Raw genomic sequence first — 26906 nt, 5'->3', positions numbered from 1 at the left:
GTTATGCAGCGGGTTGAATATTGAGGGTACGTATCGCGTCGGCCACCAAGCCCTCGTTCCCGGTGACCTTGCCGGTATCGTCCGAAAGCTTCAAGAGGGAGACGGGGCCGTTGCCGCAATCCAGCGCGACGAGCTTGATGACGTGGTTGGGCGCGGGGTGCCCGACATCGTTGGTGAGGTGGGTGCCAATCCCCATGGTGGTCTTGATGCGTCCCTTGAAACACTGGGCCAGGGCGATCGCCTTTTGGGTGTCGAGGCTATCCGAGAAAACAATAACCTTGCTCCGAGGATCGATGCCCAGCTTTTCGTAGTGAGCAATGTATTTTTCGCCGACGGCAAACGGGCAGCCCGAATCCTGGCGGATGCCGTCGAAGAGCTTGGCGTAGAATCGGTCGAAGCTCCGCAGAAAGACATCCGTGGTCAGGGTGTCTGTTAGCGCGATGCCCAAGTCGCCCCGATATTCGCGGACCCAGTGTTCCATCGCCCGCTCATTGCTGCGTTGGAGCCCATAGATGGCCTGCATCGCCATGACCAGCTCGTGGGCATAGGTACCAAACACATTGATGCCGTGGCGCATGGCCAAATAGGGATTGCTGGTGCCGCGAAAATACGGGGCAAATGGCTTCATCCGCTTGCACACTTCGTTCTGCGTATCGAAGTCGAACCGGCGGCGTGTTCCAAAATCAATCCAGTGAATTTCGCCCTTCGCCATCGCCTTGGCCTTGGCTGTGATGCGCTCCGCCCAATCCGCCGACCTCGGAATCATCGCCTCAGTGGCGGGGTTCTTGCGGCTGAGTTCCGAGATGATGCACAGCAGCGGCACTTCCCAGTAGATTGTCTCGAACCACGGACCGCGCACTTCCACTTGGAGTTCTCCCCCTTCCTGCGAGAGCAAAACCTGCTCGGGATTGAACCGGTATTGGCGCAGCCATTGGAGGTAAGTCAGCTTGATCCAGGGGCAGCGTAGGCGAAAGAACTCGAACATCTCCTCGCTCAGGCGCAATCCGGCCATCAGCTCGACCTGCTCCCTGACCTCCGCCGCGAATCCGGGACGGTATCCCTTTTCCTTCGCGCGGTTCGTGTAGCGGTAAACCGCCTGAACGTCAGGAAACTGGTGGAAGGCGACCTGCCCCATCGAGAATTTGTAAAGGTCGGTGTCGCAAAGGTCTTTGATGATCGGTGTGTGAGCCATGTCCGTGGATTGGATTTGTTCGTGTCACTCTTACACGAAGTATATGGCCTTGCAAGGGAAATTTCATGCGCGGGGAATAGGCCCGCAAAGGGACGCCTCCGTTAGCGAGGTTCGCCTCCGCTTTTTTAAGCCTCGTGGTCCCCCTTGGGCAGGAGGCGCGAGACGATAGCTAGCAGGGCCACGACAACCCCTGCGAGTACACACCAGAAGAGGATGCCTCCTGTCTCCGCAGTTTCTTCGCCCGCGGGACGCTTCGCGTGGGTTGCCTCTTCGGCTCCGGCGCTGGCTCGGGATTTCTCCGCGCGAAGGATTTGGCCGGAGACCAACGCCAAATCGTAGCTTGGTGTGCCTGCTGTGCGGTTGCCGTAATAGAGCCAAAGCGGTTGAGCCACCCCGGGCGCGGCTTTGAAGACCACGCGTGTAACGGGATAGGAAAGATGGAACTCGCGCAACTCGATGGCGGGGTTGTCTGCGTTGTCGGTGTCCAGAAACAGGGTGTCGGTCTGCGGAGGTTGGGCAAGCGCGATAGTCAGTTCGCGCGAAGGGATCCCCGGCGTTTGCCGCCAAGCCGCGCGGCCCAGTTCGCGCGGGTATTTTTCGCCGCGAGAGCCGGTCTGTTCTTCCCACAGCCGCATCTCTCGCAGGAAAAGTGGCGAGGGCGAGACGCAGCCCAATTGAGTGATCGGGAGCCCGGCCTGGGGCAACTTGATCGACCAGCGCGAAAGCGCCGGGCTTTTGGGGACGACGACGCTGGCTGCGTTGAGGGCGACGGTGCGCGCGATCGACGGATGCTCAAGCAGAAAGGGAAGCTGCTGCCCGTCGCGCACCAGCCGCAAATCGCTGAAATCCCGGGCGGCATGCGCGAGGGTCTCCGGATCGAGTTCCAGTTGCTGGACTCCGGCGGTGGAAAGTTGCACTAGCTTGCGAAATTTCCAACCGGTTACATCCAGCGGCGCGCCCGCCGGAGCCAGCGAACCCAGGGCTTCGGGCGTTTGGTAATCGGGATTGTCGACAAAGGGCGATAGCTTCGGTTGCGGTACTGGATATGTTTCCGTCTTCTTCCGCAACTGGGGGCCGAGCGCGGCGAGATCGTAGCGTGGCGCGGGGCATTGCCCATTACCGGTCAGCACGGTATAGCGACCTGGTTCGCGGGCGAAGAAGACCAGCCGCGTAAGCCGCCGTTCGCCGCTGACGCCCGTGATGACCAGGGGCGGGCTGTCTTCGTTGCGGATGAGGAGGATCAACTCCCGGCTGCGGATTTGCTTTTCGATGGGAAGGTCGAGGCGCGCTTCGCTCTTCCCCTCAACGCCAACACGGTAAATCACCGCATGGCCAAGGGTTCGCTCGCAGATGCCTTCACCACTGACTTCGGGCACGGCAAAGGTGACATCGCGCGTAAAGAGCGGTTCGGAGGTCTCGATCCGCACAGAGGCAACGGGAAGATTGGCTGCGCCGAAATCGAGGGCCAGCCGCGTGACACCGGGATTTTCATCGCGCGACTTGATCGTAACCGGCAGGGGCTGCGAGGGAGCGGACGCGCCAGGCATGTGAAGCCGCGCCCCGGTGAAGGGCACGGGTGCCGAACGGCGGTCGTCGAGCGTGAGGCGCAGGAAGGAATACCCCGCCTGGGGCAAAGTGATGCGCCGATTTTCCGCGCCGCCCGGCTGCCGAAAGATCGGTTGATCCGCCGCAAGCTCCTGCCAGATCTGCCCGTCGTTCGAGCCCTCCACGCGCACCGGCTTGAGAAAACTGGACGCGGGCGTTTCGAGGCTCACGCCCACCAGGGGCTCGGCCACTCCGGTCTCGATGAAGAGGGTGGTTGTTTGGCTCTCCGGATCGGCGGTGTAGCGGAAGTTTTTTGGAATGACGCTTGAACCGGAGCGAGGCTCGGGGCGTTCGACGAGATAGGGAACTTCGTTGCCCGCCGCATCCAGCAGACGCAGGTCTTCCAGGCCGCTGCGCGCGGCGTCAAGCGTCTCCGGCGGCAACTCGGTGCGAACAAAGCCGCCAGCGGGAACGTCAAGCGCTTGCCGGTGACGCCATGCGCTAGGCGAAAGGGCGTGGAGCGATGTGGCGAGGCACGAGAGGGCGGCAAAGACTAGTGAAAGCTTATAGAATGAGATCGGTTTCATTTCGTTGGGGTTCCCAGGAAACGCTGATAGAGGAAGGACGCGAGCATGGCGATCGCGGCAACCACGACGAACGCGACGATGCGATAGAGCTGCTCAAGTTGTGAGAGGTCGTGGAGGAAAAGTTTCAACAACGTGACAGCGAGAAGGGCAATGCTCGCATAGCGAACGGGCGCGAGCCGTTTTGCGATTCCGACGACGAGCAAAAAGAGCGCAAACAGCGCCCACGCGATGCTGTAGCTCATATCGCGCGCGAAGTCGCCGGAGAATTGGAACGTGAGCACGGAGACGCCGGGTTGGCTAAAGAAGTCGGCGATCTCAATGTTCACGAGCAGGAATCCAAGCACGGTACCGAGGGCGCAGAGCAGCGGCGGGACGCTGATTCCCCCGATTTGATTTCGCGGCGGAGCGAGCAGCCGGGCGGCGGCGAACAGGCAGACGACAGTGATGCCGTAGGCGTATAGATACCAGTTGAGGATGGGCATCGCCGAACGCGCATGGTAGCTGAGCACGGCGGGATTGAGCGCAAGCCGTGCGAACGCCACAACCAGGAGGCCGACGCCGGTGAGGCGCAGCCCGGGGTGCGGCACGCGATGGAAAAGCCAACAGAGCGCAGCCCCTTCCAGCGCCCAGCCGAGGGTGATCCATTGGCGGTCAAACTGGATGGGGAAAATGAGCGTAATGAAAAAGAGCGCGACGCCGCCGAACCAAGCTAGTTGCGTATTGCGTGCGGGGCTGTCTGAGGGAGTGTTTTTCAGAAGGGCCACAACGCCCAACAATGCGGGAAGGGAGAACGCAGCGGGCAACAAGCCCATTAGGCCCCGCAGGCTTGGATAGGCCGCGCTGACCAGATGGTGCAGCAGATAAAAATGCGCGGGCCCGGCGAGCGCGGCAGCGGCCCAGGGCAGAGCGCTTTTGGCAAACTGCCGATGAAACAGGAACGGGAAAATCGTGAACACCCCGTAGAATAGGAGGTGCCAGGCCAGCGGCAGAGCGGCTTGGTCGGGATTGAAATGGCCGAGCTGCCAGGTTTGTTGCAGCGCGACGACACACGCTAGCCCGATGGCTGGCAACGCCTCCAAGGCCATCATCTTGGCAAGCCCGAGCAGTAACACGACGAGCAACAGCGCCAGCCCGAATACCGGCGAAGGATTCGCCACCGGCAGCCGCAGCGTGAGCATGATGAGCAGCAGGAACGGCATCGTGGCGGAGAGCGCCGGGATCTGCACAGCGAGGTTCGCGGGATTGCCGAAATCGCCAAACAAGCTCGGGGCGGTCTTTGCCGCCAAGTCTGCCGATCTTGCCAGCAGCTTGCGAGAAGCCCAGACCGCGGCGGCGATAAAGAAGAGCGTGAAACCGCCCAGCATCCACAACGTCATGGGCAGGCCAGTCAGCTGGCTGGGGATACGGAATATCCACGCGCCCATCGCTAGGAGCGTGAGCCCCAGGACAATGAGAATCGGCATTAGCGCGGCAGTGATGACCGCCAAAACAACGGCCAGAATGTCGATCACCAGCACAAGCGGCCAAATCAAGAGGGACAGCGAGCTCAGCTTAAAGAGCGGAATTAGAATCAGCACCAATGCCAGCGCCGGAACGGAGCTGCACCACCACGGAATGGGCGTGCCACGCAAGCGGCGCATGACCAGCGGAGCGATGGAATGAAAAAGGGCAAAGAGGAAAAAGAACGCTAGGGCTGCATGCAGATGCGCCTGCGTTAATTGGTTGCTGGTCCAGAGCGCCAGCAAAAAGAAGGCAGCGAGTCCTGACGCGGCGTGGGTGGAGGCGGATTCGCGATCCACCAACGCGGTGCAAAGAATTCCCAGGCTAACCAGGAAGAACGCCCCGAAGAACCACACCGGGCTGCCGGAAAAGGCGGCGAAGGTGCCGAAATAAAACGGTAGCGCGAGCCCGGGAATCGCATAGAGCCACCACGCTTGCGTGGCCACGGCGCGGCGGCGCAGAACCACCGGCAACGCCACATGGAGCAATGCAAACACGAGATAGGCCGCGAGGGCCGGGCGGAGATAATCCGGGCCGAAGTAGAGGTGCGTCCACCACGCCAAAAGAACGAAAACAGCCCATTGAGCGGCGACTCCCACCTTGGCCAGCGCCTCATCCAGGAAAGCCAAGGCCAGCAACCCAACGTCCGCAAGCAGCAGATAGCCAAACAACAACGCCGGACGCTGCCCCAGCGGCGCAAAGCCGAGAAAGAAGAAGGCGGCCAACATCGCTACCGTGCCAAGAAACACGGCTCCAAACAAAAGGGAGCGGTTGAGCCGGTCGAGCCGTTGCCCCCACGCGGCGGCCGCAAGAAAGAGCACCTGGAAACCGAGGAACACGGCCATCGGAATTAGCACTTTGTTGTCCGTTGAATAGTGACCCGAGACAAAGAACCTAGCCATCCAGCCCACCTGCATCAGCACGGTCCCGACAGAACCCAAAACGGGCAGCGTCGCCCACCGCTGCCGCAGCGAAACCGCGAGCAAGCCGATGTCGAGCAGCGCGATATAGCCAAACAAACCGAGCGGCGCATCCTGGCCGGTCGAAAGCAGAACGGGGGTCAGGAAGCCTCCCGCAATGCCGAGAACCGCGACCACCATGGCATTAAGCCTCACCGAAAGCAGGAACGCCACGGTGGTGATCAAGGTCATTAAGAGGAAGGTCGGCCCCGTTCCAAAATACTGGAAGTGATAGAGCGCCTTGCAGGCAAACGTCACGCCATAAAGCACCAGCACGCCCGTGGAGCAAAGGGTCTGCGCGGTCACGGCAGTTTCCTTGCGCTTCATGACGAGACCGCCAATCAAGAGGCCAATGCCCGCGAGGAAGCCAAATGCCGCGCGTACCTGTGGCGGGATCAGGTTCTGCTCAAACGAATACTTGATGAAGAATGCGATGCCAAAGAACAAAGCCAACCCACCGACCCAGGCGAAGAGTCTGGCCCCCATGAACTGCTCCAGGTTGATGCCGGGCGATGCGGGTGCGGGGGGCTTTTGGGCCGGTTCGGAATGGGATTGCGGATGACGTGGAAGGGGCGCTGGTTGCGGGGCTTTTTCGATCCTTGGCAATGGAGGCGGTACAGCGGGAGTCGGAACCGCCGCCGGAAGGTCCGGGATACGGGGTTCACTTGATTCCGGAACAAAGGTTTCGGCGGGCTCTGGCTGGGGCTGTACCACCGCTGGCGCGGGCGCGGGAACGGGCGGCTCAACCACCCCGGTGGCAGGTTCTTCGGCATTAGTCTCCGGCGGCTCCGCGCGTTTGGCGGGTTGCCGTTCCCGCTGAAGCTCGGCGATTTGGCGGGACAATTCCTGGATGCGCGCACTGTCCGCTTCAGCGGATTGCCGCACCCGCCGCATCTCGATCTCCAAGGTCGTGATCTGGGCCGCCAAAGCCTCCGCCCGAGTTTGCGCCGAGCTCGCTTTTAACACAGCGACAAACGGCAGCACGAGAAGAACAATAAACGCCAACAGCAGAATAATCACAATGGCTTCCATAGTTATTAGGATGGGAGGGGAGAGGAGTAAGCTTGGCTGCAATCATGCCACAACTCGTTAAGAATCCGTTAATTGATAATAGAGGGCTTTTTCATCGTTTCTGTCGATGAAGAACGGCGGTCCTCTGAACGCCAAACGGTTTTAAGAAGGCCGGATTCAAACTGGCTGGCGGGGGTCACGGTGATTCGGTTCCACGGAACGCGCCCGAAAAACCAAACTCGCCAGAAACCAAGTCCGGCCTCGGGGTTGCGATTCAGCAGATGCGAGAAGGTTTCGAGTTCGCCGACCTTCACCCCCAGGGCGCTCTGGTAAACATCGTAGACGAACTTGGAACAGAACTGCCGCCGCGATTCATAGCGAAAGCCGGTATGATAGACGACCCCCATCCGCGCGTCACTTTGAGCCCGGAGCGCTGCCAACTGCGCGTCGGTAAGGCCCGTCTTGAGCCGCCGGATCTCGCACCAGCCACCCCGCGAGCGGGCGATGAATTTCTCCAGCGGGGTATAGCGGCTCACCGGCACGGCGCTTTCCGCCACCAGCCAGCCTCGCTTTGGGTCGTGGAAGACGATGCCCACATGGTTGGCCTGGCACTGGGTTGCGGTGGAAACTTTGCGGAAAAGATAATAGGGAACGGAAATAAAAATGATGTCTCCCGAGCGAACGGGGATTTGAGCGGTTGCAGGGGGATCCCCGAGGGAGGCTGGGCGTTTGTGCGAACAGAGCGGGGCGCAACCGCATAGGAGGATGGAGGTCATGATGGCAAAGGGGATTAAGGAATGGTCCATAAGGTGAGTCTTTCCGTTAACAAAGGATGGCATGACCCGCAGGATTTCTGGTAATCGATAAAAATTGCGGTCATCATCAACTGAACCGATGAATATTCACCACCTGGAGTTGTTCTATTACGTCGCAAAGCACGGCGGCATCGCGTCCGCAGTGCGTAATATCCCCTATGGCATCCAGCAACCGGCCATCAGCGGGCAGATGGCGAAGTTGGAGGAATCCCTGGGCGTGAAGCTCTTCAACCGCCGCCCGTTTTCGCTTTCCCCAGCCGGGGAGGAGCTGTTCCAGTTTGTGGAGCCGTTCTTTGAAAACATGGGGGCTGTCGCGCAGAAGATTCGCGGTAGCGCGACGCCTCATTTGCGGATCGCCGCGCCCACGATGGTCCTCCACGACTACGTTCCCGAGCTATTGCACCGGCTTCGCGAAAAGTTCCCCGCCTTCCGGCTCAATATTCACGAGGCGACGCAGCCCGAGGTCGAGAGCCTTCTGCAAGCGCAGGAGATCGATCTCGCTGTCACCAGCATCGAGAAAAAGCCGCGCGCCGGATTGCATTCGCAGCCGCTGCTGGAGCTGCCGCTTGTCCTACTGGTGCCCAAGAAGCATTCGCTTACGAACGCGCAGGAGCTATGGCGGCGCGACAAAATCGAGGGGCCGCTCATTACGTTCCCGCCCACGGAGCCGGTGTTTGTCCAGTTCCAGCGCGGCCTCAAGGCGCTCGGCGTCGAATGGTTTGGAGGGATCGAGGTCAACTCCATCAGCTTGATCGAGTGCTACGTGGCGAACGGGTTTGGCATCGGGCTGACCGCCGCGATTCCTGGGATGCGCAGCCACCCACAGCTGCGCCGCATCCCGCTTGATGGGTTTCCTCCCGTGACGATGGGCGTGGTGTGGGCCGGGAGCCTCTCGCCCATTGGCCGCCAATTTCTCGCGGAAGTCCAGGCGCTGGCAGAGGCAATCGACCGCGCGTAAAAGCAAGGCGGCCTATCTAGACCGACAGCTCCGCCGCCAGCTTGGCAACGGCGGGGTAATCCGTCTTGCCGCTGCCTAAGAGCGGGATGCTCGCAACGATCTTGATTTGAGCCGGAATCATCAACTCCGTCGCTCCGTAATGCCTCATATGATCGAGTAATTCCTGACGCGAAGCCTCCGGGTGATTCGTCACCAAGACGATTCTTTCACCCTTCTTAGGATCTGGCAACGCGACGGTGGCGACGGCGGAGGTGGGCCACAGCGTTGCCGCAAGCGCTTCGACCGCGGCCAGCGAGACCATTTCCCCGCCAATCTTTGCAAACCGCTTCGCCCGCCCGCGAATGGTGACGAACCCCTCCGCGTCGATGGAAACAATATCGCCCGTATCATACCATCCATCCCCCAGCGGTTCGATGACGCCGGGATTTTCGGCCCGCAGATAGCCCAACATGACATTGGCCCCCTTCACAAAAAGGCGCGCCCCGTCCTCAATGCCGGGCACCGGCTCCAGCCGGGTCTCGATGCCAGGCATCATACGGCCCACAGTGCCGAACTTGTTGAACATCGGCGTATTGAAAGCCAGCACGGGCGAGGTCTCCGTCACGCCGTAGCCTTCCAGGATGCGCAGGCCGAATTTCTCCATCCAGAGGAAGCGGGTGCTGTCTTTAACCCGTTCGGCCCCGGCCATGACATAGCGCAAGGAGCGGAAATCATAGGCGTTCGCGTTTTTCGCGTAACCCGCCAGGAACGTGTCCGTCCCAAACAGCAGCGTGGCATTGGTGTTGTAGACAAGCACGGGGATGATCCGGTAATGCAACGGCGTGGGGTAGAGATACGTCCTAAGCCCCCATACCAGCGGCAACACCAACCCGGCCGTCAGCCCAAACGAATGGAAGAGCGGCAAGACGTTAAAGGCGATGTCGTTGCGACCAAAGTCGATGCGGGCCGCTGCTTGCGCCGCGTTGGTCAGGATGTTCCGGTGCGACAGGACAACGCCTTTCGGGGTTCCCTCCGAACCCGAGGTGAAGAGGATCACTGCCGGGTCATCGGGGCTCCGGTGAACCAAGGGGCGGTTCCATCCAAGCAGTCCCACAGCCTTATCCCACGCGGAGATTTTTTCTTTGATGTCCTCCAGGTAAACCACCTGGGCGACCTCGCGGAGCGCCGAGAGAATCGGTTCGAGGCGGGCTTCGGAGATGAATTTCCTGGAGGTCAAGACGGCCTCCAGTTTCGCCGCCCGGCATGCAGAGGTGAGGTTCCCGGCCCCAGCCGAAAAGTTGAGCATCGCGGGCACGCGCCCCGCGGAAGCGGTCGCCAGGATCACCGACGCCGTGACGTTGGAGGTGGGGAGCAGGATACCCAGGGCCTTTCCCTCCTGAGCATAGGGCATGATCTTCTTGCCCAGAATCGAGGCGGAAATGAGCAGCTTCTTGTAAGTGAACTCCCCGGTGATGGGGTCTTCCAGGGCGATTTGCGAAGCGCCTTGCTCGCGAGCCGCCGCGATGACCGCCTCCGGCAAGGTCCGATTCGAGGGCGTCGTCTGGTAAATCAGATCCGACATCACGGTATAAAGCGCGGCCCCGGCAGCGATCCGCCGCTTCTTTCCCGTCAGCCCTTTGGGGACATCCAGCTTCACCGGGGGCAGGATCGTCACCACGACTTTCGGGAACCACCGCCGCCGAACTTGTCGCCGGGAGAGCCGGGAAAACGGCGTGGCGTGCAACCCGTCGATGCGGACCGGCAAAATGAACGCTTCGGATTTCTCCGCGATGAGCCCGGCCCCGTCGTAGACTTTCATGAGGCTGCCGGTAACGGTGAGGCGACCTTCCGGGAAAATGACGAGCGAATGGCCCGCCTTGACCGCGTTGATCAGCGCGCGCGTGGCCATGGGCTTGGTGGGGTCCAGAGGCATGGCATTGGCCAGATGCAGCCACGGCTTTACCCACCAGCGCTGGGCGATACTGTGGTCGATGGCGAAAACGGGGTTGCAATCCGTCAGCGACAAGGCAAGCCCCGCATCCAGGAAGCTGACGTGGTTGAGCGCAAAGATAGCATTCGAGCCCGCCTTGGCGACGTTTTCATATCCCCTCACCTCCATGCGAAAAACAGCCCGGTAAAGGATCGAGAGGGCGTCGGCCAGCACATTGACGCGCAGCCGCCAGCAAATCAAAAAGGCAAAGAGGAGGTTCGCGATTCCCAGCAGGATCATCACCGCGGGCTCGCTCACCCCGAAGGATTGAATCGCCGCCGCACCCAACGCCCCGGCCACCATGAAGACCGCCGAGAGGACATTGACCGCGGCAATGACGCGCGCCCGGCACTCGACCCCGGCCCACGACTGGACCGCCGCGAATACCGGCACAATGAAGAGCCCGCCCGCCGCAGAAAATCCCAAGAGATCCACGGCAAACCGCGCGCCGGAGAAGGTTTGCAGAAAAGCCGCGATACTGGTCACCGGGACCTGCGGAGCGTGCAGGGCGACGAGCCCCAGATCAACGCCGAAGAGCCCCATCAGGATCGCAGCCACCGGCGTCGGCAGCAGAATAATGCGCCCGTGGGCCATCCAAGCCGCCGCCATCGAGCCCAAGGCGATGCCGACGGAGAAGAGCGTCAACGCAAAGACGTAGAGATCGTCGGTGCCGCAAAGGTGGTTCTTCACAAGCGTCGAGAGCAAAGGCAGCGTCACAGCCCCCACCAGCCAAAACCAGGAAACCGCAATGGCGCCCCACCAGAGCTTTTTCGACGGCCATAGCGTTTGAAGAAGGCTCGCGGTGGAGGCGAAAATATTACGCTGAATGACCAACTTCGGAGCGGCCTCCTTGGTGGAGGGGATCGCCCGCGCGGAGAGCCAGCAGGCAATGGACAGCACCACGATCAAGCCCGAAAGCGGCAGCATATTGGAGGTGCTCGTCACGGCTTTGGTGCCGAAAATTGACCCCATGAGGATCGCCAGAAAGGTGGCGGCCTCGATCAAGGCATTGCCATGAGGCAGCTCCTCGGTTTTGAGGTGATCCGGGAGAATCCCGTACTTGATCGGCCCAAACAGCGCGGCAATCGACCCAAAGAGCCCCAGCGCCCCCATCAGCAGGGGCACCGAATGGAGATAGAACCCCACGGCGGACAACAACGCAGCGAAGATTTCCGCAAACTTCAGCCGCCGCGCGACCAGCGCCTTGTCATAGCGGTCGGCCAGTTGACCGCCGATCCCGGAAAGAAGAAACGAGGGCAGGATGAAAACAGCCCCGGCCAGTTGCACCAGAGAAGCGCCGTCATTCCTGGCCAGGACATAGACCACCAGGGCCACGAGCCCGTTCTTGAGCAGATTGTCATTAAAGGCGGAAAAGAACTGGCACCCGAACAGGGGCGAGAACGATCTGGAGAAAAGAAGGCGCTTAAACATAGATGAGGCTGTGATGAAGGACAGCCTCAAGAGGGCGGCAGTCAAGGCGGTGTCCTGTGTTCTTCATACGAAACAGCATGCCACAGATTCCCCTAGGACCGTGAATTGAAAAAAAGGGCGGCTTCCATTGATTTTGTCGATCATGGGTTGCCGCCGCCACGGGCGTGTCCACCCGGGCCTAGACCCTCGGCAGCGTGATGCGCTGGGGCTGTAGCTGGTATTTTCCCTGCCGGGTGCGGTAACTCGTCCGGCAAAGCTCGCCCCGGAAGAAAAGCATCTGCACCACCCCTTCCCCGGCGTAAACCCGGCAGTCGGCGGCGCTGCTGTTGGAAAACTCCAGCGTCAGGTGGCCGCGCCAGCCCGCCTCGGCTGGCGTTACGTTGGCGATGATGCCGCACCGCGCGTAGGTGCTTTTGCCGAGGCACATGGCGCTGACGTCTTCGGGAAGATGGAGCTCCTCCACCGCGACACCCAGGCCGTAACTGCGGCTGGGTAGGATGAAATAATCGCCCTGGCCATCGTGCAATAACGGCGCGGTTTTAAGATTCTCCGGGTTGAACTGCTTGGGATCGACGACGGTGCCGGGGATGTGCTGGAAAATTTTGAACTCCTTTGGCGAAAGGCGGAGGTCGTAGCCGTAGCTGGAAAGGCCGTAGGATAAAATGGGGCCCTGGGAGTCGGAGCAGACCAGCGCGGGGGAGAACGGCTCGATCATTCCCTCACGGGCAAGCTGGGTAATCTGAGTATCGTTAAGGAGCATGATGGGAAGAGGAGATATTGAGAGGAGGGGGGCGCACGGGCTGGATGACCGGCTCGGGGGCGCCCGCCATGCGCAAGTGGCGGCGCAGGTCGTCGAGATCAGCGGCGCTGGTGAACTCCGGCGAAACCGTGGTGCGCAGCTGGAAGTCGACGCCGCTTTTCATCACGAGATTCAAGCTGATCATGACGCGCATGGCGCTTCCGGCGCTGCCGGTGATTACTTGGTAGCGGCGGTCGAGCGGGGCCTTGATATCGAGCCCCACCCAATCGACCAGCGGCAGGACGCCCGCCAGGCGCTTGGGGTAGATGCCCGCCGTGTGCAGGCCGATGGCGTAACCCATCCGCCGGGCCACGCGGATGGCCTCGGGGAGCCCGGCGTTACGGGTCGGCTCGCCGCCGCTGAAGACCACGCCGTCCAGAAAGCCACGGCGCGCCTCCAGGAAAGCGAGCACTTCCGCCCACGGGACGTTCCCGGCGCTCTTGATGGGGCGCAGCCCGGCGTTGTGGCAATAGGGGCAGCGCCACGGGCAGCCGTGCGTAAAGACCACGCAGGCCAGGCGGCCAGGGAAATCGACCGTGGTCAGCGGCGCGATCCCCGCCACGGGGAGGAGATCGCGGGAGCGGGCGGGCGGCCCCGGGTTCACGAGAGCGCCGCCTCCAGCGGTTCCACGAAGAAGGTCCGCTCGGTGAACTCGCTCTGTTTGCCTTTGTTGAACTGCGAAACGGGGCGGTAGTACCCCATCACACGTGTCCAGATTTCGCACGCCTGGCGCTCCTCCTCGGCCAAGTCAGCCCCCTTGCCCTCGGCTCGCTTTTGCTCCGCGCGGACCGCGTCGCACTTTGGGCAAAAGGCGTGCTCGCCCGTCAGGTAGCCATGCGCGGGGCAGATGGAGAAGGTGGGGGTGACAGTGATGTAGGGCACGCGAAAGCGGGTCAGCGTGCGGCGAACAAGCTCCTTGCAAGCGCTGGCGCTCGATAGGCGCTCGCCCATGTAAAGGTGGAAGACGGTGCCGCCGGTGTAGCGCATTTGGAAGGGCTCCTGGTGCACGAGCGCCTCGAACGGGTCGTCGGTGTACCCGGCGGGGAGCTGCGTGGAGTTGGTATAGTACGGGGCCTCGGGCGTGCCGGATTGGATGATCTGAGGAAAGCGCTTTTTATCCTCGCGGGCGAAGCGGTAGGTAGTCCCCTCGGCGGGCGTGGCCTCCAAGTTGTAGAGGTGCCCGGTTTCCTGCTGAAAGGCGACAATGCGCGAGCGGATATGATCCAGTAGCCAGAGGCCGAAGCTGGCACCCTCCTCGGTGGCGATGGTCTCTTTGCCTTCCGTGAAGTTCAGGATGCACTCGTTAACGCCGTTGATGCCAATAGTGCTGAAGTGGTTCTGCAAGCGGCCCAGGTAGCGGCGGGTGAACGGATAGAGGCCCTCCTTCATCCGCTCGCCGATGACGTTGCGCTTGGTTTCGAGACTCTGCTTGGCCAGGTCCAGGAGGCGATCGAGTTCCGCCTGAAGCCTCAGTTTGTCGCCGCGGAATTTGTACCCAAGCCGGGCGCAATTGAGCGTGACGACCCCCACTGAGCCGGTCTGCTCCGCTGAGCCGAAGAGGCCGTTGCCGCGTTTCAAGAGTTCGCGCAGGTCGAGCTGCAACCGGCAGCACATGGAGCGGACCATGTTCGGTTTCAGCTCCGAGTTGATGAAATTCTGGAAATACGGGAGGCCGTACTTGGCCGTCATGGCAAAGAGCGGCTCGGTGTTCGGGTGGTCCCAGTCGAAGTCCTCGGTAATATTATAGGTGGGGATGGGGAAGGTGAAGATGCGCCCTTTGATGTCGCCTGCCGTCATGACCTCGATGAACGCACGGTTGATGAGGTCCATCTCGGTTTGCAATTCGCCGTAGGTAAAGGGCATTTCCTGCTTGCCGATGACCGGGTGCTGGGAGCGCAGGTCCTCCGGGCAAACCCAGTCGAAGGTCAGGTTGGTAAAGGGCGTCTGCGTGCCCCAGCGGGAGGGGACGTTGAGGTTGTAGATGAACTCCTGGAAGCACTGGCGCACTTCGTCGTAGTCGAGCCCGTCCTTGCGGATAAACGCCGCAAGGTAGGTATCCACGGAACTGAACGCCTGCGCGCCCGCCCATTCATTTTGGAGCGTACCGAGGAAGTTGACCATCTGGCCAAGCGCGGTGCGCAGGTGCCGGGGCGGCGCGGCCTCGACTTTGTTGGAGACGCCGTTGAAGCCTTCCCAGAGCAGCTCGCGCAGCGACCACCCGGCGCAGTAGCCCGAGAGCATGTCGAGATCGTGAATGTGAAAATCGCCCTCGCGATGGGCGCGTTCGATCTCCTTTCCGTAAACGTGATGCAGCCAGTAGTTGGCGATGAGTTTGCCGGAGATGTTCAGGATGAGGCCGCCCAGCGAGTAGCCCTGGTTGGCGTTGGCATTGACGCGCCAGTCCGCCGCGCTCAGGTATTCGTTGACGGAGCCGACGGCGGGGACAAGCGGTTCGCCTGCGTCGCGCACGAGGCGGTTTTTGCGCCGGTCGTCACGATAAAGGATGTAGCGCCGCACGAGGTTGTGCTCGCCGTTTTCCATGAGGTGCGCCTCCACCATGTCCTGAATGCGTTCGACGTCCATGGTCTGGCCGCGCACACTGGATGCGATGACCTTTTGCGCGACCTCCTCGGCGATTTGCGTCGCCTTTGCTGCCGCGCTTGGAGGCAGCGAGGCGTCGGCGGCAATGCCCAGCTCCGCGCGCCATGCGCTCTCAAGCGCCAGGAGGATGCGGGCGGGGTTGAAGCTCTCCCTGCGCCCATCGCGCTTGAGCACGAAGAAGCTCTTTGTATTCAGCGGATCGAGCTGGGGTAGCGTGAGCTGCTGGCCATTAAGGTCGGGGTTCATCGCGGTAACGGTCTGGGTATCGGGGATCGTGGACATAGGCAGGATTGGGTTTGGAACTAAACGACCGGTTTGCGCCGGTAAAAAAGGAGGCCTGGCATAGCTAGCCCGGCGGCCAGGGCGCTGGTGATGAAGGCCATTTTCAGGAATGCATCAACGAAGGTTCCCAGCAGTGGGACGGTCATGCCGTGTTCGTTGATTTGAAAGAGCGCCAGCATGGCGGTAAAGGCGTGTTTGCCGGGGATCATCGGGATGATCGCAGCGACGCTGAAGACCTTCGGGTGCGCGGCGAGTTTCTGTGCCCAGTAGACGCCCACGCTACTGACCAGCGTGGCGGCCAGCAGCGTGGCCCATTCGATCGGCATTCCCATGGCGTGGATCAAGGCAAAGCGCAGCCCGTGGCCCAACGCGCCCCCCATGGCGCAGTAGCCGAGCGCATGCCGGGGGACGTTAAAGAGAAGCGCGAAACCGACGGCGGGAAACGCCGCGGTGATCATGTCCTCAAGCAGCGGGGAGAGGAGACTCACGTCCATCCTTTGATCCTCCAGACGGTAAGCGCGAGCATGATCCCCATGCTGCTGGCGAAGATGAGCAACATGGCGTAGGTCCACCGGGCGACGCCGGTATTGACGTAACCTTTGACCATGTCGGAAACGGCGTTGATGAGCGGGAAGCCGGGGATTAAGAGCAGCACGCAGGCGGCGAGCACCATGTCGGGATGCGCGCTCCAGCCGTGCTTGACGCCCTGCCCCGCAAGGCTCGTTGCGACGAACGCCGTGGCGAAGAAGTTGACCAGCGGGTTGAAGTGCCACGAGGCGAGCACCTGGCGCGCCGCCATGGCCACACCGCTCGCCCCAAAGACCAGCGCGGCGGAAACCCAGTCCGCCCCCATCAGCCGGGAGAAGCTCGCGCACGAAACGCCGATCATCACGGCCACGAGCGGCTTGGGGTAATGGTAGGGCCGGATGGCTTCCAGACGCCGTCGGGTCTCGGCGCGGCCGATGTGCCCGTTCTCGGCCTGGATGACGGTGCGCTGGACGGCGGTGACGACGTGCATATTGATGCCGTGATCGACGGTGCGCCGCACGGTGGTAATGCAGTGGCCGCCGTGGCGCGTGGTGAGCGAAAGGGCGTTGGCGGAAATCGATATCTCCACCTCCCCGAGCCCGAGCGTCGCGCCAAGCCGCTTGGAGACGCTTTCAACAAGCGCGCTCTCCGCGCCGTGCTGCATGAGGAGCTGGCCCGCGAGGATGCACAGCCGCGTGATTTCGCGCTGCTCCGGTTCGCCCATTCGTGGCATGGCTGGTTCGGCTAGTTCAAGCATGGCAGAGGCGGGAGGAGGAGGCGCTCGCACAGCCGCATCCGAGCGCTTCGAGGATCGCGTGGAAGACGACGTAGGGGGCCTCGGTGGTGTAGACGGTGGAGATCCGCGAGCGTCCATAGTAGTCCAGCACCGGGAGCGTCTCGTCTTTGTAAACGGCCAGGCGGCGACGGATGACGCTTTCGTCGGCATCGTCGAGGCGGTTGTCTTTGAGGGCACGGCGGCGCATCCGGGCGACGAGCTGGTCCTCGTCCGGGCAGGTGAGGTGAAAGACGCGCTTGACGTCCAGGAACGGTTCGAGCAAACGGGCCTGGGCGACGTTGCGCGGAATGCCGTCGAGGACCAGGTGATCACACTCCGACTTGAAGCGCCCGCTGGCCACAAGCGCTTTCATCTGCGATTTCCAAAGCTCCATGACAAGCGTGTCAGGCACAAGCTGCCCCTTGGAGGAATAGCTCGCAAAGGCTTTCCCAAGCGGCGACTCCATGTCAAGCGAACGGAAAACGTCCCCGCAGGCCAGGTGGCAAAAGCCAGGAATCGAGCCGAGGATCCGCCCATGGGTTCCCTTGCCGGAGCCGGGCGATCCGAAGAACAAAAAGGTGGAGTATCTCATAAGCAGTTCGTTGTTTTAGTGAACAAGCGCGGCTTCCAACGCCGGGGCGCTTTCCCCGGAGCTGCTGTCGTCGCGGAGGCGGCGCGCGGTTTGCACCATGTTCCGCAGGGACGCGGTAACCTCTTCCCAGCCGCGCGTTTTCAGGCCGCAATCCGGATTGATCCACAGGCGGTCGAGCGGCAGGACGGCGGTGGCGGCGTAGATGGCGTCGAGGATTTCAAGCGTAGAGGGCACTCTCGGCGAGTGGATATCCCAGACGCCCGGCCCGATGCCGTTCGGGTAGCCGAAGCGGGCGAAAGTCCGCAGCAGATCCATGCCGGAGCGAGCGGCTTCGATGGAGATCACGTCGGCATCGAGCGCGGTGATGAACGGCATGATGTCGCCAAACTCGCTGTAGCACATGTGGGTGTGGATTTGCGTGGTATCGGCCACGCCGGAGACGGCGAGGTGAAAGGCTTCCACAGCCCAGTGCAGGTAGTCGCCCCAGCGGTCGCGGCGCAGAGGGAGCCCCTCGCGCAAGGCGGGTTCGTCGATCTGGATGATGCCGATGCCCGCGGCTTCCAGGTCGAGCACTTCGTCCCGGATCGCGAGCGCAAGCTGCCGCGCAGTAAGATAGCGCGGCTGGTCGTCGCGCACGAAGCTCCATTGAAGGAGGGTGACGGGGCCGGTGAGCATTCCTTTCATCGGCTTGGCGGTAAGGGATTGCGCGAACTTCGACCAGCGCACCGTCATCGCGCGCGGCCGGGAGACGTCGCCGTAGATGATGGGCGGCTTGACGCAGCGCGAGCCGTAGCTCTGCACCCAGCCATGTTGGGTAATGGCGATGCCATCAAGCTGCTCGCCGAAGTACTCCACCATGTCGGTGCGCTCCGGCTCGCCGTGCACCAGGACGTCCAGGCCGAGCTCTTCCTGCCGCCGAACGCAGTCGCGGATCGTCTCCTCCAGGCAGCTCTCATATTCCGTAACACCTATCTCCCCACGCTTGAATTGCGCGCGGATCCGGCGCAGTTCCGCCGTTTGTGGAAAGGAGCCGATGGTCGTGGTGGGGAGCACGGGGAGCCGGAACCGGGGAGCCTGGGCTTTGCGCCGGACGGGGTAGGCGCTCGCACGGCGGAACGCGCCGCCGGAGAGCTGTTCGCACCGCTGGCGCACGACGACGTTCTGGCGGCGGGGGCTGGATTTGCGGTTGGCAATGGCGCGAACGTTCAGCTCCAGTTCCGATAGATCCGCCTCCTCGCCCACGATGCGGGCCAGGGTCCGGATCTCGCCAAGTTTCTCCTCGGCAAAGGCGAGCCAGATTTTCAGCTCCGGGTCGAGCTGCTTTTCCTCCGCCAGGCTCCCTGGGACGTGCAGGAGCGAGCAGGAGGGCGAGATGATGAGGCGCTCCGAGCCGAGGATCTCCCCGACCCGGCCCACAAGCTGGAGCGAGGTGGACAGGTCGTTGGCCCAAACATTTCGCCCGTCCACCACGCCCAGAGAAAGGGCCATCGCGCCGGGGAGTTCCCGCGCCACCGCGTCCAATTCAGCCGATGCACGCACCGCATCGAGGTGGAGAGCGTCCACCGGAAGCTGGAGCGCGGTGGCGCGATTCTGCCCCAGGTCGCCGAAGTAGTTGGCCAGCAGAATCCGGGATGACGGCGAGGCGTTGCGCAGCGTGGCGTAGGCCAGACGCAGGGCGGATTGCGCCGCCGGAGGGAGATCGCAGGAAAGGACCGGCTCGTCGAACTGCACCCAGTCGGCTCCCAGCATGTAAAGTTTTTGTAATACCCACTCATACACCGGCAGCAACGCAGGCAGCAGCGTGAGGGGGTCGAACGTGGCCTCCTCGCGGTTCTTGCCCAGGAGCAGGAAGCTGACCGGCCCGAGCAGGACGGGCATGGTCTCGATGCCCAGCGCACGGGCTTCCAGCCATTCGTCAAAGGGCTTGCAGGAGGAAAGGCGGAACTGCTGGCCCGCATGGAACTCCGGCACCAGGTAGTGGTAGTTCGTGTCGAACCACTTGGTCATCTCCAGGGCCTGGAGGGAGTGGGCGGGCAACGCGCTGGCGGTCGTATTGCGCAACACGTCGCCGCCGGGGCTACCCGCCCACGTTTCCTGTCTTCCTCGTGCCATCGCAAAGTAAGTGTCCAATCCTACATTGCCTTCGACACGGCCGAAGCGGGACGGCACCGCGCCAACGAGGGCGCAGGTGTCCAAAACGTGGTCGTAAAAACTGAAGTCGTTCGACGGGATGAGATCGATCCCCGCCGCTTGTTGGAGCCGCCAGTTGCGCTTGCGGATCTGGCGCCCTGCCTCGATTAAATCTTCCGAGGTGGAGCGTCCGGCCCAATAGCTTTCCAGGGCTTTCTTAAGCTCGCGCTGGCGGCCAATGCGAGGGAAACCAAGATTATGCGTTAAAATGTTCATGTTTGTTGCTGTTGCGGGGTGCCGCCCCGTGTTGGTGACCGCTTTGCCGGGCGCGAAACGCGGGCACGAAAAAACCCGCTTTTCAACTCCGGCGAGGGAGTGAAGGCGGGCATCCAGGGCCAAGCTGGATATTAGGGAACCCCTTAGGCGCTCCCCGCTCCAACCGGCAACAGAACAAACTCGTTCAATTCCCCCATCCTGTCTTTTGGCGCGACAGTCGCCCGGACGGATGTCCGGGACTTGATGAGCATGAGCAAGCAGGTCTTCTGACTTCGGAGTCAATCTACTAGCTTCGCCTTACCGCCAAGACTTTTTGGAGTCCCAACAGTGGCATTCGAAGCGTTCGTCGTCCGTTACAGCGGCGCTAACCGTGCGAGATTTTCACTCGCTTCCCTATTCTCTCTGGACCGTGATCCAGGGCACTTATTCATGAAGGTCACAAAAAAAACGTGACCCAAATTTTCAAAGAACTAGCGGCACGATAGGGCAACGCGCCAGGAACCGTCAATTCTTTTTGGAGCCCCGGGGGCGCATCCCTAATGTCTCTATTGCCGCCCCCCTATAGCGCCAGGGTTTCCCTGATGATAATTAGACATCATGCGAACGATTTCTTTCCACTTGAGCTGGAATCGTTCCCATGGCCCGCCTTTGCTATACCTGGCAGCGCTAAGTTTTGCATACCTAATACACTAGCCCCAAACCAGTTACACACTATGACTATCAAGTAGTTCCAGCGATGGCATATATTGTGCTAACTAGCGGAACTTGCACATCAGACAAACTGGGTGATTCCCTGGCTTAACGGGCTGAATACAGCCTTCTTCGGCAAGTCAGGGAGAGTGATCAAAAACAGCCTTATTCGCGCGGATACGGACCGACCAACGGCCATCCCGCGACCAGTTTATCACCATCAATGTCTCAATCTCATGTTGCCTCGCGTCTTGGTCTACGGCTTTCCGGAAGCTCGTTGAGCGAAGTCCGTCGTGGCCTCAAGTTTATCCTCGCAGCCATGGTGGCGTATCTTATTGCCAACGGATTCCCTCCGGCGGCTCATGCCGCTTCCGCGCCCCAGACCTCCGGCACCGTCGCCACTTCGGGAACAAGTGTAACCTCCGAAACCATCACTGAAGTCGTGGTCACAGGGAGCGCGCCGCAGGAGGGTTCAGCGGAGGCGGGGTACCGTGTGGAGACGGCTACCCTTGGGCTTTTGGGAACAGTAACCCTCCAAGATACGCCTTATTCCATCAACGTCGCCTCGGCGGACCTCATCAAAAACCTACAAGCGCAGTCCGTCACAAGCGCGCTCAAGACAGACCCCACCGTCGCCTTCGACCTGCCGGAAAACCGCGGGAGTTCGTATGTGAACATCCGCGGATTCCTTGTCAATCAGTATGCACTCGACGGGATGCGCATCCTCGTCGACGGGCCGGTTGAAGACAAGGAACGCATCGAGGTCCTCGACGGTCCCAACAGCTTTCTGTTCGGCATGACCAACCCCGGCGGTATGATCAACTATGTCCTCAAGCGGCCGACCACCACCGATTTCCTGGACATTACCGTTGGCGATTACGGCGGAGAGCAGCTCTATACCCATATCGACGCAGGCGGTCCGTTGGACAAGACCGGGAAAGTCGCCTACCGCTTCAACGCGCTTTATGTACCCGATTTCGCAACGGCAACCGATCATCAAACCCACGAGCGCTATTTGCTAAGCGGGGCCATCGATTGGCACCTCGGGCCGGACACGCTTCTTTCCTTCGACGCCTCCACCTACTGGCGGGATCTAAAGGGCTACCAAGCCTTCTTCCGCCTGGGCAAGATCACCAAACTCCCCGCGCCTCCCGACCCATCCAAGAACTACGGCGAGCCCTACGCCTCCAGCGAAGACTCGGAGACGCGCGCCGGAGTTGAGTTCAAGACCAAGCTGGATGAGACCTTTTCCCTGCGGAGCGCCTTCCGGTTCACACGGGATACGGATGAGCAGATCAACATCCAGAACACCTTCCTCAATAGCGAAGGCGACTACAACCAAACCCGTTCCTGGGCGGGCTGGAACCCCTACGAAGCCTATACCTACCAAGGGTACACTTACCTGGACGCGAATTTCGATACCGGCTTCCTGGAGCACAAAGTATCAGTGGGCGTTGCGGACGATCAGACCTACTACCTCTCGGACTTTTCGGCGACGTCGGTAAGCATGAATATCCCGTCCACCTTCATCTCGTCGCTAAGCAACCCCATCTATTATTTCCCCTACCCGGGCACCAAAGGGGAGTGGAACACCGACGGGCCCAGCCGCACCATTCAGAAGACCAACTACCTCAACACCCTACTCGTCGACACCGTCAAAATCACCGAGCAATGGTCCGTAATGCTCGGGGCCAACTGCGCGGCGGTGTTTGACGATCAATACGACCCGGCCAGCGGCGAGCAGACCTCCAAAAACCACACCTGGGCGGTCACGCCGAACGTCGCCATCATGTTCAAGCCGATCCCCAAAATCACCACCTACGTGGCCTACACGGAAGGGTTGACCGAAGGCGAAACCGCCCCCAGCGACGCGGCCAATGCGAATCGAGTGCTCGACCCCTACATTGCCCGGCAGGTGGAGGTCGGAGCCAAGTCAACCCTATGGAACATGAACCTCAACCTCGCGCTGTTCCATATCGAAAAGAACTTTGCCTATACCGACCCCAGCGACAACGTGTTCAAGGCCAACGGGCGCGAACTTCATAACGGGTGCTCCTTGACGGCCAGCGGCAAACTGACCCAAGACCTGACGCTCGTCGGCGGGTTCACCTTCCAGGACGCCACCATCCATTCCATTGATGAAACCGACGGAAAAACCCCGGACGCCGTGCCCCAGCAGATCGCCAGAATCTACAGCGAATACAACCTGCCGTTTTATCGCAGGCTGACGCTGACCGGCGGCATTTCCTACGTGGGCAGCCAATGGGTGGACGGGGCCAACACTAATACCCTCTCCATTCCCTACGTGGTAATGGGCGATGTGGGAGCGCGTTATCAATGCAAAATCTACGGCAATGATGTGACCTTCCGTTTCAACGTCACCAACGTCACCGACAAAGCGTACTGGACCACCTGGCAAGGCGGCCGAGTCTACGTGGGCGATCCCCGCACCTACATTTGCTCGGCTGAAATCCGGTTCTAGTCATCGCAAATTTTTAATATTACGCAGTAACTCAAGGACCTATGTTGCAACGCCAAAAGTGGATGATTCTTCTTGCCGTTTTGGCGCTGCTGCCAGCCTGGTTGCTGCATGCCGGGAGGCGTGGAGCCGAGCCGCGCCTCCCGGAGGAAGCCGACGCCACGGGGCAGACGCTGACGGATTTGGCGAATCGCCCGGTGAAAATCACGCGCGATGCCCACCGCATCGTGCTTCTCCGGGGGCGGGATATCTACGAATTGGCAGCGCTGCTGGGCGACGAGCTTCCCAACCGGCTCGTCGCCATCGGAGCCGATTTGCGCCGCTTCGACCGCGATGGCTATCAAGCCTTTATCGCAAAATACCCGTCGCTCGCATCGCTCCCCGAAGCGGGCGATATTTTCAAGGACGCCGTCAACCCGGAGCAGATCGTCAACTTGCGCCCCGACCTCGTGCTTGCGGACAAATTTATGATTGAGCGCGGCTACAAGTGCCTTGCCCAAATCGAGGCCGCCGGGCTCCCCCTGCTTTGCATGGATCTTTCGGACGACCCCTTCTCCGGCCCACAGCGCAGCCTCCTCCTGCTGGGGAAAGTCTTGGGAAAAGACGCCGAAAGCCGAGCCCACGCCATCGTCTCGGATATTGACCAGCGGCTCGCCACCGTATTGGCAAGGATCGAAGCGCTCCCCGCGCCGGGCCCTTCGGTCTATCTCGAAACCAGCGGCTCGCCCACGCAATTCGGCGTCACCTACGGAGGCGAAGGCCATCCGCCCCGGTACTCAGGCTGGGGGGCGATCCTGCATCGCCTGCGGGTGCAAAATATCGCCGATGGGATCGTTACCGACATGGGAAAGCTGCATCCCGAATTCATCTTGAAAGCCGATCCGCAAATCATCGTCATCACGGGCCAAAGCTGGGAAGACCCGGGCACATTGCACCTGGGCTACGGCGCCGCCGCTGAGCCTGGACTGCGCAAGCTCGGCCAAATGCAAACCCGCCCCGGCTGGTCAAATCTCCGCGCCTGCCGCGAGCAGAAAGTCTTCGGCATATATCACAATTTCTCCATGCACTTTTTTGGATTCGTTTGCATCGAAGCCCTCGCCAAGGATTTCTATCCCGCCGCGTTCCAGGACTTACATCCCGAAGCTGACTTCAAAGCCTTTCACGATCAATACCTGCCGATTCCCCTGCGGGGCGTATGGATGCTACCCACCGAAAACCAAAACTAGACTTATGCCAATCCGTTTTACTTTCTTCGACATCGATTGCCTGGAAACCTCCCCGGACGGCACCTTTCACTTGCGTCCGCGCGTCAAACCAATGCGCGACCGGCTCAATCTCCTTTACAGCCACATCCGGGAAAGCGGTTACCCGATGGTATTTACTACGTGCTGTTCGGGTTCCCTGCTCCGCCCGGAATGGCGCAAAGACATCCTCTTTGTTCCGCTGGATAGCAATCAAACCGAGTGGAAAAACGGCTTGGCAAACCACCGCCTCATCTACTTGGAAAAACGAACCTATGGCGATCCCCAGAAAAACACCATCTGCCGCGCCTTCGATATGTTTTATGACAACGGCAACGCAGCGGCCCTGGTGCGTGAACTGGCAGCCGATGAATGGATTCTCTTCGGCAACGGCGTGGAATGCTGCATCAACGCCGCGGTGAATGGCGTTGTGCAAGCTGGCGGGCGGGTAACGATCTTATCCGATTGCCTCTGCTCCAACGATGGCGTCGACGCCCCCGAAGGAATGGAATCCGCCCGAGAGGCCACCCTAAACCGCTGGCTGAAGATGGGAGTTACGCTGCAGACCATGGATGAATGCTTTAAGCGCATCCAGCTGGAGGCGGTGGCATGAGCGTGGCAGAGCCCGGGGCTGTAGTTTCTCACCGGGATCTTTACGCCGCTTTGGTGCGAAAGAAACTTCTGTTTCTTTTAGGCTCACTGGCGTTTTTGGCAGCACTCTTCCTGGTCGACCTCGGCACAGGTCCCTCGGGGCTCCGGCTGAGCGAAATCCTCTCCGCCCTCACCCCCCTAGCCTCGTGCCCGGAGGGCGTGCGCGTCATTGTCCTGCAGCTGCGTCTGCCCGTGGCCGTCATGGCCGTGCTGGTCGGCGCTTCGCTTGGGACGGCAGGCTCGCAAATGCAAACCATCCTCAACAACCCCCTGGCCAGCCCCTACACGCTTGGGGTTTCGGCGGCCGCAGCGTTTGGCGCCGCCTTGGAAATCGTCACCGGCTGGCTGCCGCTGCCCATCGGGCGGGATTACGCCGTTCCGCTGAGCGCCTTTCTTTTTTCACTCCTTTCATCGCTGCTCATCCTAGTCTTTGCAAAAGCCCGCAAAGGCGGCTCCCATACGCTCATCCTGGCGGGGATCGCCCTCGGCTTTTTGTTCAGCTCCATGGTTTCATTCATGGAGTTCACCGCCAAAGAAAACCAGCTAGCCGTCATCGTATTCTGGATGTTTGGGAGTTTGCAGGGGGCCACGTGGGCGCGGGCTATGCTAGTTGGCGTCATATTACTGGGTGTGCTACTGCTTCTACTAGCCGAGGCATGGAACCTCACGGCATTGCGGCTGGGGGATGCCAAGGCGCGCAGCATGGGCGTCAACGTCGGGCGGCTGCGGCTTAAAGTCTCCATCTTCATCGCGCTCGTCACAGCCATCCCCGTTTGCTTCACGGGAACCATCGGATTTATCGGCCTGGTCGCCCCGCATTTCGCACGGCATTTTGTCGGCGAAGACCAGCGCTTTTATACCGGGGCTTCGGCCTTGTGGGGCGGCATCCTCCTCTCGTTTGCCTCCATTTTAAGCAAGACGCTGATCCCCGGAGCCGTATTCCCCATCGGCATAGCCACCACCTTTATCGGGCTGCCCTTTCTCATTGCCATTATCATGAAACGGAGGACCTCATGAATCTATCCGTCCATCAGCTCCACTTCAGCTACGGCCGCGAAGAAGTGCTCCAGAACCTCTCCGCAAGCTTTCCTCCGGGCATCACCGCCATCGTCGGTCCCAACGGCGCAGGAAAATCCACCCTCATCCAATGCCTTGCGGGAATCCTTCCCATCAAAGCGCCAATCTGGCTTGAATGCCCCTCAGGGAAATCGTCCAGCCCCTCAACTCTGCGGGAAAAACTGGCCTATCTTCCACAATTCGCAACAGAAGCGGGCGGCTTGACCGTATTTGAAATGGTCCTGCTCGGATTGCTCGACACGCTACAACTTCACGTCGGAGAGCAAGAAACCGAAACCGTCTGGCGCGTACTGAGAGACTTCGAAATGGAGCATCTCGCCTTCCGACGGGTCGACGAACTAAGTGGCGGTCAACGGCAAATGGTCGCATTGGCACAAGCCATCATCAAAGAGCCCGAAATCCTGCTCCTCGACGAACCGCTCAACAGCCTCGACCTTCACCACCAATTCGAAATGCTGGACTACCTGCAAGCATGGACGCGACAGGCTGAGCGGATCACCCTCATGGTCATCCACGACCTGAACCTTGCCGCGCGATATGCCGACCACGTCCTCATGCTTGACCACGGCGCAGTCGCAGCGCACGGCACGCCGGTCGAGGTTTTCACCCCCGAACGCCTCCGCACCGTTTACTACATCGACGCCGAAGTAACCCCCCACCCGGTCCTGGGCTTTTTGCGAGTCCAGCCAGTGGCGCTTGTCAAAGCCCCAGCGGGCGAAAAGTCCTCGCCTGTAGCATAATCCGGCGATCGCCTCAGCGATCTTTCAGGCATTGGCCTCCCCGAGCAAGTGCCAAACAAGCGCCAAAACTCTCCGCGC

General features: G+C 61.0%; 18 protein-coding genes and 1 riboswitch. Of the genes, 6 read left to right on the top strand and 12 right to left on the bottom strand.

The annotated features are described in order from the left end of the window. Position 1 precedes the first annotated feature (1 nt). The 4 genes from pncB to B2828_RS08635 all read right to left on the bottom strand — a co-directional run bounded on the left by pncB (position 2) and on the right by B2828_RS08635 (position 7600). Positions 2-1192 carry a nicotinate phosphoribosyltransferase gene (gene pncB / locus B2828_RS08650; RefSeq protein WP_479633318.1) on the bottom strand — a complete coding sequence of 397 codons (1191 nt, stop codon included), beginning with the start codon at positions 1190-1192 and terminating at the stop codon, positions 2-4. Positions 1193-1317: 125 nt separating this feature from the next. Then, on the bottom strand, positions 1318-3324 hold the full coding sequence (locus tag B2828_RS08645) for a DUF3999 family protein (protein WP_479633317.1): 2007 nt from the start codon (positions 3322-3324) through the stop codon (positions 1318-1320). After that, positions 3321-6815, bottom strand: coding sequence for a DUF2339 domain-containing protein (locus B2828_RS08640; RefSeq protein WP_479633316.1), 3495 nt, complete (start codon positions 6813-6815; stop codon positions 3321-3323). The genes B2828_RS08645 and B2828_RS08640 overlap by 4 nt, the downstream gene beginning before the upstream one ends. Before the next feature lie 68 nt (positions 6816-6883). Beyond that, on the bottom strand, positions 6884-7600 hold the full coding sequence (locus B2828_RS08635) for a YebB family permuted papain-like enzyme (protein WP_479633315.1): 717 nt from the start codon (positions 7598-7600) through the stop codon (positions 6884-6886). A gap of 88 nt (positions 7601-7688) precedes the next feature. Between B2828_RS08635 and B2828_RS08630 the strand changes: the two genes are divergently transcribed. Beyond that, positions 7689-8567 carry a LysR family transcriptional regulator gene (locus B2828_RS08630; RefSeq protein WP_479633314.1) on the top strand — a complete coding sequence of 293 codons (879 nt, stop codon included), beginning with the start codon at positions 7689-7691 and terminating at the stop codon, positions 8565-8567. Between the two features lie 16 nt (positions 8568-8583). Here B2828_RS08630 and B2828_RS08625 read toward each other — a convergent pair whose 3' ends face one another. The 8 genes from B2828_RS08625 to metE form a co-directional block, all read right to left on the bottom strand. Beyond that, on the bottom strand, positions 8584-11967 hold the full coding sequence (locus B2828_RS08625; RefSeq protein ID WP_479633313.1) for an acyl-[ACP]--phospholipid O-acyltransferase: 3384 nt from the start codon (positions 11965-11967) through the stop codon (positions 8584-8586). A gap of 178 nt (positions 11968-12145) precedes the next feature. Beyond that, positions 12146-12727, bottom strand: coding sequence for a dCTP deaminase (gene dcd, locus B2828_RS08620; protein WP_479633312.1), 582 nt, complete (start codon positions 12725-12727; stop codon positions 12146-12148). Next, positions 12717-13370, bottom strand: a complete 654-nt coding sequence (locus B2828_RS08615; RefSeq protein ID WP_479633311.1) for an anaerobic ribonucleoside-triphosphate reductase activating protein — start codon at positions 13368-13370, stop codon at positions 12717-12719. Before B2828_RS08615 ends, dcd begins: the two co-directional genes overlap by 11 nt. Continuing rightward, positions 13367-15649: a ribonucleoside triphosphate reductase gene (locus B2828_RS08610; protein WP_479633310.1), complete on the bottom strand. Its 2283-nt coding sequence runs from the start codon at positions 15647-15649 to the stop codon at positions 13367-13369. The genes B2828_RS08615 and B2828_RS08610 overlap by 4 nt, the downstream gene beginning before the upstream one ends. Positions 15650-15669: 20 nt before the next feature. Beyond that, on the bottom strand, positions 15670-16143 hold the full coding sequence (locus tag B2828_RS08605; RefSeq protein ID WP_479633309.1) for a threonine/serine exporter family protein: 474 nt from the start codon (positions 16141-16143) through the stop codon (positions 15670-15672). Further along, entirely contained in the window at positions 16134-16934 is an 801-nt protein-coding gene (locus B2828_RS08600) for a threonine/serine exporter family protein (RefSeq protein ID WP_479633308.1), read from the bottom strand. The genes B2828_RS08605 and B2828_RS08600 overlap by 10 nt, the downstream gene beginning before the upstream one ends. Beyond that, positions 16927-17544, bottom strand: coding sequence for an adenylate kinase family protein (locus tag B2828_RS08595; RefSeq protein ID WP_479633307.1), 618 nt, complete (start codon positions 17542-17544; stop codon positions 16927-16929). The genes B2828_RS08600 and B2828_RS08595 overlap by 8 nt, the downstream gene beginning before the upstream one ends. Before the next feature lie 15 nt (positions 17545-17559). Beyond that, positions 17560-19950 carry a 5-methyltetrahydropteroyltriglutamate--homocysteine S-methyltransferase gene (metE, locus tag B2828_RS08590; RefSeq protein ID WP_479633306.1) on the bottom strand — a complete coding sequence of 797 codons (2391 nt, stop codon included), beginning with the start codon at positions 19948-19950 and terminating at the stop codon, positions 17560-17562. Between the two features lie 239 nt (positions 19951-20189). Continuing rightward, positions 20190-20392, bottom strand: a riboswitch (cobalamin riboswitch). 471 nt (positions 20393-20863) lie between these two features. On the opposite strand from metE, the gene B2828_RS08585 reads away from it, so the two are divergent. The 5 genes from B2828_RS08585 to B2828_RS08565 all read left to right on the top strand — a co-directional run bounded on the left by B2828_RS08585 (position 20864) and on the right by B2828_RS08565 (position 26828). Beyond that, entirely contained in the window at positions 20864-23122 is a 2259-nt protein-coding gene (locus B2828_RS08585) for a TonB-dependent receptor (RefSeq protein WP_479633305.1), read from the top strand. A gap of 41 nt (positions 23123-23163) precedes the next feature. After that, positions 23164-24345, top strand: a complete 1182-nt coding sequence (locus B2828_RS08580; protein ID WP_479633304.1) for an ABC transporter substrate-binding protein — start codon at positions 23164-23166, stop codon at positions 24343-24345. A 4-nt stretch (positions 24346-24349) separates the two neighbouring features. Continuing rightward, positions 24350-24973, top strand: a complete 624-nt coding sequence (locus B2828_RS08575) for an isochorismatase family protein (RefSeq protein WP_479633303.1) — start codon at positions 24350-24352, stop codon at positions 24971-24973. 95 nt (positions 24974-25068) lie between these two features. Then, positions 25069-26028 carry a FecCD family ABC transporter permease gene (locus tag B2828_RS08570; protein ID WP_479633302.1) on the top strand — a complete coding sequence of 320 codons (960 nt, stop codon included), beginning with the start codon at positions 25069-25071 and terminating at the stop codon, positions 26026-26028. Further along, on the top strand, positions 26025-26828 hold the full coding sequence (locus B2828_RS08565) for an ABC transporter ATP-binding protein (RefSeq protein ID WP_479633301.1): 804 nt from the start codon (positions 26025-26027) through the stop codon (positions 26826-26828). The genes B2828_RS08570 and B2828_RS08565 overlap by 4 nt, the downstream gene beginning before the upstream one ends. Positions 26829-26906 lie beyond the last annotated feature (78 nt).

Source organism: Spartobacteria bacterium UBA695 (assembly GCA_002298145.1).
In the GTDB taxonomy this organism is placed as follows: domain Bacteria; phylum Verrucomicrobiota; class Verrucomicrobiia; order Chthoniobacterales; family Chthoniobacteraceae; genus UBA695.
This window is presented reverse-complemented; position numbering and strand designations above follow the sequence as displayed.